The following is a 13,358-nucleotide window of genomic DNA, read 5'->3' on the forward strand; positions in this document are numbered from 1 at the left end:
TAGAATAAAAAAGGCTAACGCTAGACAGTTTTAAAATAGGTTTCTTTCTCAAAAGCGTCTTTGTCCTGAGCGCTGCAATAATTTTCCCAAAGGGAAAATTTTTCCCGGAAAATGGTTTCTAAAACAAAGGGAGGGAAAATCGCCTTTATAAACTCGCTTTGCTGGGCTAGCTGCAGCGCTTCCCCTAAATTGTCCGGCAGGGTAGGAATTCCTGTAAGATCCTTCGGGTGGCAGGCATACAAATTAAAATTGGACGGATCCCCCAATGTCATATTATTGCTGATCCCATCCATGCCCGCCAAAATCAGCAGGGCAAATGTCAGGTATGGATTACAGGAGGGGTCGGCGGAACGAAGTTCCATCCGAGAAAGATCGCCTTTGGCCGCGGGGATACGGATTAACTGCGCCCGGTTTTGGTTGGACCAGGTAATGTATTTTGGCGCTTCCAGCCGTCCGAATCGGCTGTAAGAATTGGTAATGGGATTTAAGAAGGCGGTCATTTCGCCAATATGATGGATAATCCCTGCAATAAAGCTTTGGGCCTGCGGGTTTTGTTCTGTAGTGAAATTTTCAAACAGATTGACGCCGTTTTTATACAGGGAAAGATCGATACGAAGCCCGCTGCCATGCTGATCCTTAATAGGGCGGGGCATAAAAGAGGCAAATAAGCCGTTGCGGGCGGCGATCGTGCGGACAACGCCTTTGAAGGTAACCAGATCGTCCGCCGCGGTGAGAGCGTCGCTGTACCTGAAATCAATTTCATTTTGACCAGGACCTTGTTCGTGATGGGAGCTTTCTGGTTTAATCCCCATCTCCTCCAGAGTAAGACAGATCTCCCGGCGGACGTTTTCTGCCTTGTCCAGCGGAGCGATATCCATATATCCCGCCTGGTCGTGGGGAACCTGGGTGGGATTTCCAAGCTGATCCATTTCGAACAGATAAAACTCACATTCCGAGCCAATCTTGCAGGTATAACCCATCTGTGCGGCTTTGGCCACCGCCATTTTAAGAATATTGCGGCCGTCTCCTTCAAAGGGATCGCCGCTTAGATGGCGGGTGTTGCAGTAAAACCGAACTACCCGGCCTTGGGCGGGCCGCCAGGGTAAAACCGCCAGGGTTGCCGGATCAGGGAACAGGAAAAGGTCCTGTTCTTCCTTTGTAAGAAACCCGTCGACTTTAGAGGCTTCAAAAGAAACGCCGCTTTTAAATGCGCGAGGAAGTTCGTCGGCAATAATTGAAATCGTTTTGGATACCCCAAAAATATCATTAAAAGCCAGTTTTACAAATTTCACATCATTTTCAGCAACAAACTGCAGGACTTCATTGATTGTATAATCCATTACTTGCGTACCTCCCATTGGCGCAGGGCTTATCCGAATAAAAATATTGCGTCTTTAAGGCAGAAAAGTCTGCCTTAAAGACGGATTGTTTTTTCTAATTATACACGATTTAATTATAAGTATAAAGCTGTTTGTAAGGATTTTTACTGTTTGGGGACAAAATATAAAAGTTTTTTGAAAGAATTCGCTCTTCTTCGCCTCCAAAATGTGCACAATACTCAGAGATATAATGTTCTATTTCCCCAAGTTCTTCCCGTTTTGCTTTGTGTACAATGATCTGTCCCGGCAGGTCGTCCGGAACGTTATCACAGCAAAGGAAGATTTTTCCTCCATGCATCCCCGTACCGCAAAAGCGTCCCACTGGTGCAGACGAATCCTCCCGATCAAGCCCCAATACAATGATAATACCGCCTGCCTGATATTCCCCCAGAAAGCTGCCGGCGCTCCCGCCAATGACGATGACCGGAAGTTTATCTTTGTACGCTTTCATATGAATCCCGGCACGATATCCTGCACTTCCGCGGATATAAATTTTTCCGCCCCGCATTCCATAGCCAGTCGCATCTCCACAGGAGCCGTGAATATAAATATGTCCTTCATTCATAGTATCTCCCGTGGCGTCCTGGGCGTTGCCGTTGACTACAATATCAGCCCCGTTTAAATAAGAACCTAAGGCGTTGCCTGGGATGCCATTGATAGTGATGCTTTTCCCGCCCAGGCCGCTAGCGATATATCGCTGCCCCAAACATTGGTCAATCTCGATGTTCGTATCTGAAGTATGGCGGACGGCTTCGTTTAAATCTTTAAAATGCATATTTCTCGCTTCGATCTTCATCCCTTTACTCCTCCTAACTGCTTGAGCCTTTCGATTTTGGAAAATGCCATCAATTGAGGCTTTTCTTTAATGAGCTCAAAATCAATGGTATCCAGAGGCGTTTTTTGCCGGATCAGGGAAGTGTAAATCCCTGCCCGTTCTATGGCGCCGATGAGGATATACCCCTTTAGCAAACCATCTTTGGTGACCAGTTTTTTATAACATCCGTATTTTTCATCCACATATTCCTCCCCCTCATAACACCCGGCTGTAATAATATGAAGCCCAAAAAATCCAATGGCGTTCATAGGGATGGCGTGATCATATTTCTTCTCTCCGCCTGCCATGTTGGTTCCGGCGCACTCCCCCTGCATATAAGCGTTGGGCAGAAGGGCCAGTACCCGTTGGGAGCCGGTGGTGATATCAAGGCTTTCAGCGCAGTCTCCTGCAGCGTATACATCCGGCAGACAGGTGAGGCAGTACTGGTCGGTTACAATTCCTCGATTCACTTTTCCGCCGGCATTTTTCACAAGCTCGGTGTTGGGGCGCACTCCTACGGCGATCACCAGGACGTCGAACGGGACGCTTTCGCCGTTTTTTAGGTGGGCAGTACCATTTTCAAAAGAAGCGACGCTGTTTTGTAAACTAAATTGAATCCCCTGTTTTTCTATATGCTCTCGGACAATCTGGGAACCCCTTTCGTCTAAAATACTGGGGAGTATCCGATCCGCCAGATCAATAACGGTAATATGAGCGCATTTATTGGAAATCCCTTCGGCGCATTTTAGCCCAATCAGACCAGCGCCCAGAATAAGTACCCGGCTTTTTGGAGTAAGCGCCTCTTCCAATGCGTTAGCGTCATCCAAAGTCATAAAAGTATACTTTTTTTCCACCTGGTCTAACCCTTGCATAGGTGGAATAAAGGGGACAGAACCGGTAGCTACCAGCAGCTTATCGTAGGGGATAACCCTTGCGTCCGTAAGGGTTACCGTTTTTGTCGCCGGATCGATAGCTGATACGGTTTTTCCCAACAGGGGAGTAACCTGACGGTCGGAATAGAAACTCTCCGGGCGGTACCGCATTCTCTGCAGATCAGTTTTACCGCAGAGAAGATAGGAAATTAGAGGACGGGAATAAGTATGGTATGGCTCACTGGCGATTATGGTAATTTTTCCTTGGTCATCCTGGCAGCGGATCGCTTCTACCGCGCCTATTGCCGCCGCGGAATTGCCGATAATTACATAGTTCATATGCTCACGCCCTTTCCTCATAAACAATAGCTTTGTTGGGGCAGCCTTGAACACAGGCAGGGGTGCCAAAAGAATTTTTGACGCACAGCTCGCATTTTTGAATCGCCCCGCTTCCCGACGGCATTACCGCGCCATATGGACAGGAAAGGATACAGGTATAGCAGCCCACGCACTTGTCGCTGTCGATGGTGATGACGCCGTCATGGATGGTTAAGGCGCCGGTAATGCAGCTCTTAACGCACAAAGGCTCCTCACAGTGGCGGCAGGAAACGGCAAAACTGATACCCTGCCGTTCCTCAATTTTAATGCGCGGGTGGATCGTAATGTCCTTTAATGCCTTTACCATATCGTCGCTGCCGGAATTGGCAAAAGCGCAGTAGTATTCGCAAAGATGGCAGCCAAGGCACCATTTTTCATTTACATAAATTCTTTTCATCCTTTATTCCCCCGCGTGCTTGATTCCCAGAATCTGAAGTTCCTTCTCAGTGAGCCCGATTCCCCGAAGCATCAAGCGGTTTCCTCTGAGCGCTTCGATGGAATTGATCCCCATTCCGCCCATCATTTCCTCAATTTCATGGGTCCAGGCAGTAATCAGATTAACCAGCCTCTGATAACCGATTTCCGGGTTTAGGCGTTTTACCAGTTCCGGGCGCTGGGTAGCAATACCCCAGTTGCATTTTCCGGTCTGACAGCTGCGGCACAGATGGCATCCAAGCGCCAGTAAAGCGCTGGTGGCAATGTATACTGCATCCGCCCCCAGAGCGATGGCCTTTACAATATCGGCACTGTTGCGGATGCTGCCCCCGACTACAATGGATACATTTCCTCGGATTCCCTCCTGACGCAGACGTTCATCCACACTGGCCAGGGCAAGCTCAATAGGGATCCCCACGTTATCCCGGATACGGGTAGGAGCCGCGCCGGTCCCTCCCCGGAACCCATCAATAGCAATGATATCCGCGCCGCTGCGGGCGATGCCGCTGGCAATGGCAGCAACGTTATGGACCGCTGCAATTTTTACAATAACGGGCTTTTTATATTCAGTGGCTTCCTTTAAGGAAAATACCAGCTGACGCAGATCCTCAATGGAATAAATATCATGGTGGGGGGCAGGGGAAATCGCATCGGAACCTTCAGGAATCATACGGGTTTTAGAGATATCCCCTACAATTTTTGCACCTGGCAGATGACCTCCGATTCCGGGCTTTGCCCCTTGACCCATCTTGATTTCAATAGCGGCTCCCGCCTCCAAATAGTCCTTATATACCCCAAAACGACCGGAAGCCACCTGAACAATTGTATTTTTTCCATATTTATAAAAGTCTTCATGCAGCCCGCCTTCACCGGTATTATAGTAGATTTCCAGCTCTTGGGCTGCTCTGGCCAGGCTTTCGTGAGCATTATAGCTGATAGAACCATAGGACATGGCGGAAAACATTACCGGGGTGGACAGCTCCAGCTGAGGGGCCAAATTATTTATCAGCTTACCCTGCTCGTCACGCTGAACCGCATCCGGTTTTTGACCCAAGAAAACTTTTGTTTCCATAGGCTCCCGCAGGGGATCGATCGGAGGATTGGTTACCTGGGAAGCATTGATCAGCATTTTATCCCAATAGACCGGATAAGCTTCCGGGTTACCCATGGACGAAAGCAGCACGCCGCCGGTACCCGCCTGTCGGTAGACCGCGGAGATGGTATCCCCTGTCCAGTTGGCGTTGGTTTTAAAGGTGTGATCGGTTTTTACGATTTTAATTGCCCGGGTAGGGCACAGAGAAACGCAGCGGTGACAGTTGACACATTTGGCGTCGTCGCTGATCATACGATTGTGCTGGGGATCATACCGGGTAACTTCATTGGCGCACTGCCGTTCGCACACACGGCAGGTGATACATTTATCATGATTACGGATGACTTCATATGGGGGATACAGGAAATCTACAGCCATTACCGCTCGCCTCCTTCCAAAGTTACGATAAACGCCTCTCCGCCTTTGGGAGACCAGAGTTTATCCAGCGTTGGCTCCACTACACGGATAGCACATTCCTCACTTGCCACATAAACGGTACTGCCTTTTTCCGCGATGACCATGGAACGCAGTTTCAGACGGTCGTTAAGAGCCATCATTCCTCCGGAAAACCCCAGCAGGATAGAAAACGGACCGGTGATTAAAAGGCTGGAAAAAGTATTGCGCAGATAGGTGAGCCGCTCCCGTTCTTCGGGAGGATATTTCTCAATCGTGGACCAGAAGGGCGCTGCAATTACACTTGCCATTTCCTGCAAGGTAAGGCCTTGCCTTCTCACCAGGTAATCAATAATATAGGTAATCACTTCAGTATCTGTGAGCAGGGTACATTTGTAGCCAAACATTTCTATATAGCGGCGGTTAGCGTCATAGGAAGAGATTTCGCCGTTATGTACAATAGAATAGTCCAGCAGGGCGAAGGGATGGGCCCCGCCCCACCAGCCGGGAGTGTTGGTGGGATACCGTCCGTGGGCAGTCCAGCAGTAACCCTCGTAATCCTCCAGGCCATAATATTCCCCCACATCCTCCGGGTAACCAACCGCTTTAAACACCCCCATGTTTTTTCCGGAAGAAAAAACATAAGCGCCTTCAATCGTGGTGTTGATTTGAATGACATTGCGGCAGGTATACTCCGCCTCATCTAGATGGCTGCTTTCCAGCATATTGTGCTGAGGCTTTACGAAGTACCGCCAAATCAGCGGTTCGTTGGTAATTTTTGGGGTGGGACGAACAGGAATTTTGGAAAGGTTAATGATGTCGAATTTTTTATCAATGAACTTTTCACATTCTTCTTTGGCTTTGCTGCTTTCGTAAAACACATGCAGCGCGTAATACTCCTTATATTGGGGATAGATACCATAACCGGCAAATCCTCCGCCCAAGCCGTTGGAACGGTCGTGCATAGTGGCGATGGAGTCGATAATTTTTCTGCCGTTTATTTTTTCGCCGGTTTTGGAAAAAATCCCGGAGATAGCACATCCGGAGGGAATTCTTATCTCGCCCTCCCGCTGGGGAAGCTGAGCGTTATCCTGTCTCATTTGTAATAGGCCTCCTTTTTGTTGCCGCAATAATATAGACAAACACAAAAGGACGTTCATTGAGCCCGCATATAGAGCGGGTTCAATGAACGTCCTTGTTCAGTGAATGCAGTATACCTTATATATTCCGCCCCTGTCAAGGGAAAAGTCAGATGAAACAAGTTAAAATAAAAAATTTTGTTAAAATTATACTATTATTTCTTCCTCTTATAAAAAAATGCAAGTTAATTTTACAAATCTTGCAAAATATTCAAAAAATCCGTTGACAAACAAACTGCCGGGGTATATACTTTGGGCATACCAAAGCAAAGACGCTTGTAGGTGCATGTCACCTATAGGCGTCTTTCTCTTTTGCTTTAAAACTATCTGTCAGAGAATAATGGAAAGAAGGTTGTGTTTTATGAGCAAGGTCCCGGAACTGTTTGGCAGTATGGTGTTCAATGACACTGTGATGAAAGAGCGTCTGCCGAAAGACACGTATAAAGCTCTGAAAAAAACTGTCCAGGATGGTAAAACACTGGACATTACCGTAGCAAATGTAGTGGCTAATGCAATGAAGGACTGGGCGTTGGAAAAAGGAGTTACCCACTTTACCCACTGGTTCCAGCCGATGACCGGCGTTACTGCTGAGAAGCATGACAGTTTTCTCTCCCCCAACGGCAGCGAAGGCACGGTAATTATGGAATTTTCCGGGAAAGAACTCATTAAAGGGGAGCCGGACGCTTCCAGCTTTCCTTCCGGGGGCCTGCGGGCTACATTTGAGGCCAGGGGTTATACCGCATGGGATCCGACCTCCTATGCTTTTATTAAAGAAGGCGTTCTTTGCATCCCCACTGCATTTTGCTCTTACGGGGGAGAGGCGCTGGACAAAAAGACCCCTCTTCTTCGTTCTATGGAAGTGGTCAACACCCAGGCTCTGCGTATTTTACGGCTGTTTGGGAATACCGACGTGAAACGAGTGATCACCACCGTCGGGCCGGAACAGGAATATTTTTTGGTGGACCGGGAACAGTTTAAGAAAAGAAAAGACCTAGTATATACAGGACGCACCCTGTTCGGGGCGAAACCGCCTAAAGGACAGGAACTGGAAGACCACTACTTCGGCTCCATCAAGCCTCGGGTCCACGCCTATATGAAGGATCTGGACGAAGAACTTTGGAAACTGGGCATTCAGGCAAAAACCGAGCATAATGAAGTTGCACCCGCCCAACATGAACTGGCGCCGATCTTTGCAAATACCAATATTGCCACCGATCACAACCAGCTGACTATGGAAATGATGCAGAAGGTAGCTTTACGCCATGGACTGGCTTGTATCCTCCATGAAAAACCCTTTGCCGGGGTCAATGGAAGCGGAAAACATAACAACTGGTCTATTTCCACCAATACCGGCGTAAACCTGCTGGAACCAGGGAAATCTCCTCATGATAACGCTCAGTTCCTGTTGTTTTTGTGTGCGGTGATCAAAGCGGTGGATGAGCATCAGGATCTGCTTCGCATCTCGGTAGCCAGCGCAGGAAACGATCATCGTTTGGGGGCCAACGAAGCGCCTCCGGCTATTGTATCTATGTTTTTGGGAGATGAACTGACGGAGATTTTGGAATCCATTGAAAACGGCAGTTCCTACGATGAAAAAGAGAAGTCGGAAATGGTTATCGGCGTAGATGTCCTGCCCCACTTCCCAAAAGACACGACCGACCGCAACAGAACTTCCCCCTTTGCTTTTACTGGAAACAAATTTGAGTTTCGAATGTTAGGTTCCACCGTGTCGATCGCCGGGCCCAATATTGTACTTAATACGATCATCGCGGATGCGCTGGATCAGTTTGCCAGCCGCCTGGAAACGGCTTCTGACTTTAAGACGGAGATCAATGCTATCATCAAAGAAACTCTAAAAAAACATAAACGCATCATCTTCAATGGCAACAACTATTCGGATGAATGGGTACAAGAGGCACAGAAACGCGGACTTCTCAATTTGAAATCCACTGCGGACGCCCTGCCCTTATTCGTAAGTGATAAAAATATCAAGCTGTTTACTAAGCATCATATCTTTACAGAAACCGAAATGCGCTCCCGCTGTGAGATCCTGCTGGAAAACTACTGTAAGGTGCTTAATATTGAGGCATTAACCATGCTTGATATGGTAAAAAAGCAAATTCTGCCTGCGGCCTATTCCTATATCAAAGACGTTGGAGAAACTGCATCGGCAGCAAAAGCGCTAAGCGCGGATATTCCCTGTGAAAGCGAAACCAAACTGATCTGCAAACTCTCCACCTTGTGCGGGTGCCTGTCAAAGAAAGCCGAGGTGCTGGATAAGGCGCTGGTAGACGCCAAAAATGAGGAAAGTGATATGGTCCGGTGCGCTCATTACTATCGTGACACTGTATTTGCGGCAATGCAGGAACTCAGAGTAGTAGCGGATGAGATTGAAACCCTTGTGGGTGAAAAATATTGGCCGTATCCTACCTATGGCGAGCTGCTGTTTGGAGTTTGACAGTTTGGCAGGATAAAAAAGGAGAAATAACAAAAAAACACAAAGACGTGTGTTCTTAAAAATGGACAAAGGATAGCATCCTTTCCAAAGAACACACGTCCTTTGTTTTGAGGAGGAGTAAGCATATGTATTCGTCTGTAGATACCATTTGGGTGTTACTTGGCGCAACCTTGGTATTCTTTATGCAGGCTGGATTTGCCATGGTAGAAACCGGTTTTACCCGGGCAAAAAACGCCGGCAACATCATTATGAAAAACCTTATGGACTTTGCTATAGGCACCCCGATCTTTTGGGCTCTTGGATTTGGGCTGATGTTCGCGGGTTCCGGCCCGCTGATCGGTGGATTTGATTTCCTGATCCGGGGAGATTATTCCGGGACCTACCCTACGGCGGCGTTTATTATTTTCCAGACGGTATTCTGCGCGACGGCGGCTACGATTGTATCCGGCGCTATGGCGGAGAGAACCAAATTTATCTCCTACTGTATTTACAGTGCGGTTATCAGCGCCGTTATTTACCCTATTTCCGGGCATTGGATCTGGGGAGGCGGATGGCTCTCCCAAATGGGATTTCATGATTTTGCCGGATCTACCGCAGTACATATGGTGGGTGGAGTTGCGGCCCTGATAGGCGCAAAAATCCTGGGCCCTCGTATTGGAAAATATGGAAAGGACGGAAAACCCCGGGCCATTCCTGGCCATAGTTTGACTTTAGGCGCTTTGGGTGTATTTATCCTGTGGTTCTGCTGGTTTGGGTTTAACGGGTGCTCCACGGTATCCATGACCGGAGACGACGCTCTCCTGTCGGCGTCCAACATATTTGTCACGACCAACCTGGCGGCGGCTACCGCTACGGTAACCACTATGATTATCACCTGGGTGCGGTATAAAAAACCGGATGTATCTATGACGTTAAACGGCTCTTTAGCCGGCTTGGTGGCAATCACCGCAGGATGTGATATGGTAACCCCTACCGGCGCTTTTTTCATTGGTTTGATCGCCGCCTTTGTAGTGGTGTTCGGCATTGAGTTTATTGATAAAGTGTGCAAAATTGACGACCCGGTAGGCGCAATCGGCGTACATGGTATGTGCGGTGCGACAGGAACCATTTTAACCGGATTATTTGCAGTAGACGGAGGACTTCTTTATGGAGGGGGCGCACACTTCCTGATCATCCAGATCTTAGGCGTAGTGACGGTAATCGCTTGGGTGGCGGTTACTATGACCATTGTATTTCAGCTTATTAAACATACCGTAGGACTGCGGGTATCCCCTCATGAGGAAATAGTCGGACTGGATATTGAAGAACACGGACTCGTCAGCAGCTATGCGGACTTTATGCCTATGGTAGAATCCATCGATAGCAGTGACGCAGGGGAGGCGTTGCCTGCAGATGCGGTTTCGGTTGCGAAAGCAGTACCGGTGGAACTGGTGGATGGCAGACCAGAGGCCAGTGATGTTAAGATGACTAAGATCGCGATAGTATGTAAACAAAACAAATTCGAAGCGCTAAAAGTAGCGATGAACGAGATCGGGATCACCGGTATGACTGTAACCCAGGTACTGGGATGCGGCATGCAGAAGGGCAGTACAGAATACTACCGGGGCATTCCTCTGGAAATGAACCTGCTTCCTAAAATTGAGGTGGAAATCGTTGTATGCAAAGTTCCGGTGAGAACTGTCATTGAAACTGCCAAACGGGTGCTTTACACCGGGCACATCGGGGACGGAAAAATCTTCATATACGATGTGGAAAACGTGGTGAAGGTACGCACTGGGGAAGAAGGTTACGACGCTCTTCAGGATATAGAATAGCAGCGCCCCAATCCCTTTTCCTATTTTGTTTTGACCCATCTCTTCTTATAGATAAACACAACACGGCAAAGGACCCCTGTCTTTCGACGGGGGTCCTTTGTCGTCTATAAAAAGAAGTATACGTCTGCGGACGTCTTTACTTATTCTTCTTTTTCCGATTTTTCACAGCCTATACATCCGCCGCTGCAGCCGCTACAGCCACAACCGCCCTTTTTTTTGCGGGCGTGCAGGAAAACTACCGCGGCAACCACGAAAACGGCTAAAATTATAAGAATAAAGATATCGGCTAAATTCATAGAACCCCCTTCTTTCTTATAGCAGCAGGAGCAGACGATAAATGATAAACGCGATCAACCAGGCGACCCCTGTTTGTATTGCCATGGAAACCACGGCCTTTTTTAAAGAGGTCAGCTCCCGTTTAATGGTGGCGAAGGCCGCCACACACGGCATATACAACAGAGTAAACACCAGAAAGGAGTATGCCGCCGCCTGAGTAGGAAAGATTCCTGCCAACAGGGGGGTGAGCATGGCGGAATTACCCGCCCCCGTAAGTACTGCCAAGGTACTGACAACCGCTTCCTTGGCGGTGAGTCCGGTAATCAAAGCGGTAGACGCCCGCCAGTCTCCAAATCCTAGAGGAGCAAAAATTGGAGCGATTACAGAACCGATCATCGCCAGCATGCTTTGAGAGCTGTCGGTGACCATGTTGAAGCGGAAATCAAACGTCTGCAACACCCAGATAACAATGGTGGCCACAAAAATTATTGTAAAGGCCCGAACCAAAAAATCCTTCGCTTTTTCCCACATATGAAGTGCGATGGTTTTCCCGGAGGGCAGGCGATATGCGGGAAGTTCCATGACAAAAGGAACAGGATTTCCTTTAAATATTGTGCTTTTCAACAAAAGCCCGCCTAAAACAGCCACTACCATTCCCAGCACATAAAGAGAAATCATAACCAGGGGAGCGTACTTTGGAAAAAACGCCTGAGAAAATACAGCGTAAATAGGCAGTTTAGCGCTGCAGGACATAAATGGCGTCAGGGCAATCGTCATTTTTCGATCCCGCTCGCTGGACAGAGTACGGGTCGCCATTACTGCCGGCACCGTACAACCAAAGCCAATGAGCATAGGTACAAAGGAGCGCCCGGAAAGACCGATTTTTCGAAGCAGTTTATCCATAACAAAAGCGACCCTAGCCATGTAGCCGCTGTCCTCCAAAAGAGAGAGGAAAAAGAACAATACTACAATGGTCGGCAGGAAAGAAAGCACACTTCCCACTCCGGCAAATACACCATCGATAATCAAAGAATGGATGGCAGTATTGACATTTAGGCCTGTCAGCGCCTGATCGGTCAGAGCCGTAACACTATCAATTCCTACTGTCAACCAACCACTTAAGGTAGCGCCAATGACGCCAAAGGTTAACCAGAACACTAAGCTCATGATTGCGATAAAAATAGGAATAGCCCAAACACGGTGGGTGAGCAGGCCGTCAATTTTGACCGAAAGCTGCTGCTCATAAGTTTCCTGATGTTTGTGGACGCACGCCTCGCACACCTCTTCAATATAGGAATACCGCATATCTGCCAGCGCCGCTTCCCGATCGGTCCCCATGACCTTTTCCATATTATCTACAATATGCCCGATAATATCAATTTCGTACTCTGTCAGACCCAGCTGAGCCAGCATTGGTTGATCCCCTTCCACCAACTTGGTGGCGGCAAAGCGAACGGGCACGCCGATTGCATCAGCTTTGGGCTCGATGATATGTTTGATAGCGTGAATGGCAGTATGTACTTCTCCCCGGCAAAAATCGTGATTTTTAGGGAGAAGATGCAGCCGTCCCGCTTCCTCCACCCGGGCGATCAACTCGCTGACGCCTTCGTTTTTGCTGGCGGAAATCGGAACCACCTCCAGCCCGATGGTAGCAGAAAGTTTTTTCACGTCAATGGAGTTGCCGCTGGAGCGGACCTCATCCATCATATTCAGAGCCAATACCATAGGAATATTCAGTTCCATCAACTGAAGGGTGAGATATAGATTTCGTTCAATATTAGTGGCGTCGATAATATTTAAAATCGCATCCGGCTTGTCCTTGATGAGAAAATCCCTGGTTACCACCTCTTCTGAGGTATAAGGAGACAAAGAATAAATCCCAGGAAGGTCCACTACCTGCATGGATTCATGTTTGCGGATAATACCCTCTTTGCGGTCTACTGTAACGCCGGGGAAATTTCCCACGTGCTGGTTACTGCCGGTGAGTTGGTTAAACAAGGTTGTTTTACCGCAGTTCTGATTTCCAATTAAAGCGATAATCATCCATCCACCACCTCATCTATCTCAATATTAGCCGCATCCTCCCGGCGGATGGTAAGCTCGTAACTACGCAGATGCAGTTCAATGGGATCGCCCAACGGGGCGACTTTGCGTATATATACCTTGGTGTTAGGGGTAAGTCCCATGTCTAATAAGCGCCGCCGCAAAGCGCCGCTGCCGCCAACACTGATAATAATACCGCTGCTGCCGGTTTTCAGTTGATCCAATGTCATAATAACCTCCCGGCGTTAGCCAATGCTAACGCTA

11 protein-coding genes are annotated in these 13,358 nt (G+C 48.2%); 2 read left to right on the plus strand and 9 right to left on the minus strand.

The features are described 5' to 3' along the window. Positions 1–20: 20 nt before the first annotated feature. The 6 genes from H8705_RS07760 to H8705_RS07785 form a co-directional block, all read right to left on the minus strand. Entirely contained in the window at positions 21–1,340 is a 1,320-nt protein-coding gene (locus H8705_RS07760) for a glutamine synthetase family protein (RefSeq protein WP_262395269.1), read from the minus strand. Positions 1,341–1,449: 109 nt separating this feature from the next. After that, positions 1,450–2,175 (minus strand): GltB/FmdC/FwdC-like GXGXG domain-containing protein, encoded by a 726-nt coding sequence (locus H8705_RS07765; protein ID WP_262395270.1) that lies wholly within the window; start codon positions 2,173–2,175, stop codon positions 1,450–1,452. Further along, complete coding sequence (locus H8705_RS07770) at positions 2,172–3,404, minus strand: NAD(P)/FAD-dependent oxidoreductase (RefSeq protein ID WP_262395271.1); 1,233 nt, start codon at positions 3,402–3,404, stop codon at positions 2,172–2,174. Before H8705_RS07770 ends, H8705_RS07765 begins: the two co-directional genes overlap by 4 nt. Positions 3,405–3,408: 4 nt before the next feature. After that, positions 3,409–3,840: a 4Fe-4S dicluster domain-containing protein gene (locus H8705_RS07775; protein ID WP_262395272.1), complete on the minus strand. Its 432-nt coding sequence runs from the start codon at positions 3,838–3,840 to the stop codon at positions 3,409–3,411. 3 nt (positions 3,841–3,843) lie between these two features. Further along, positions 3,844–5,349 (minus strand): glutamate synthase-related protein, encoded by a 1,506-nt coding sequence (locus H8705_RS07780; protein WP_262395273.1) that lies wholly within the window; start codon positions 5,347–5,349, stop codon positions 3,844–3,846. After that, positions 5,349–6,464, minus strand: coding sequence for a class II glutamine amidotransferase (locus H8705_RS07785; RefSeq protein WP_262395274.1), 1,116 nt, complete (start codon positions 6,462–6,464; stop codon positions 5,349–5,351). Before H8705_RS07785 ends, H8705_RS07780 begins: the two co-directional genes overlap by 1 nt. Positions 6,465–6,864: 400 nt before the next feature. Between H8705_RS07785 and H8705_RS07790 the strand changes: the two genes are divergently transcribed. Together H8705_RS07790 and H8705_RS07795 are read left to right on the plus strand one after the other, a co-directional pair. Further along, positions 6,865–8,961: a glutamine synthetase III family protein gene (locus tag H8705_RS07790; protein WP_262395275.1), complete on the plus strand. Its 2,097-nt coding sequence runs from the start codon at positions 6,865–6,867 to the stop codon at positions 8,959–8,961. A 125-nt stretch (positions 8,962–9,086) separates the two neighbouring features. Further along, a complete protein-coding gene (locus H8705_RS07795) occupies positions 9,087–10,775 on the plus strand; it encodes an ammonium transporter (RefSeq protein WP_262395276.1) in 1,689 nt (562 codons plus the stop codon). Between the two features lie 140 nt (positions 10,776–10,915). On the opposite strand, the gene H8705_RS07800 is transcribed toward H8705_RS07795, so the two are convergent. From H8705_RS07800 to H8705_RS07810, 3 genes are read right to left on the minus strand one after another with little or no spacing between them, the layout of a single operon-like run. After that, the gene (locus H8705_RS07800) at positions 10,916–11,071 is read right to left on the minus strand and encodes a FeoB-associated Cys-rich membrane protein (RefSeq protein ID WP_262395277.1); all 156 of its coding nucleotides are present in this window, start codon (positions 11,069–11,071) and stop codon (positions 10,916–10,918) included. A 16-nt stretch (positions 11,072–11,087) separates the two neighbouring features. Beyond that, positions 11,088–13,094 (minus strand): ferrous iron transport protein B, encoded by a 2,007-nt coding sequence (gene feoB / locus H8705_RS07805; RefSeq protein WP_262395278.1) that lies wholly within the window; start codon positions 13,092–13,094, stop codon positions 11,088–11,090. Further along, positions 13,091–13,324, minus strand: coding sequence for a FeoA family protein (locus tag H8705_RS07810; RefSeq protein WP_262395279.1), 234 nt, complete (start codon positions 13,322–13,324; stop codon positions 13,091–13,093). Before H8705_RS07810 ends, feoB begins: the two co-directional genes overlap by 4 nt. Positions 13,325–13,358 lie beyond the last annotated feature (34 nt).

The sequence above is a fragment of the Youxingia wuxianensis genome (assembly GCF_014385085.1).
Taxonomy (GTDB): domain Bacteria; phylum Bacillota; class Clostridia; order Oscillospirales; family Ruminococcaceae; genus Youxingia; species Youxingia wuxianensis.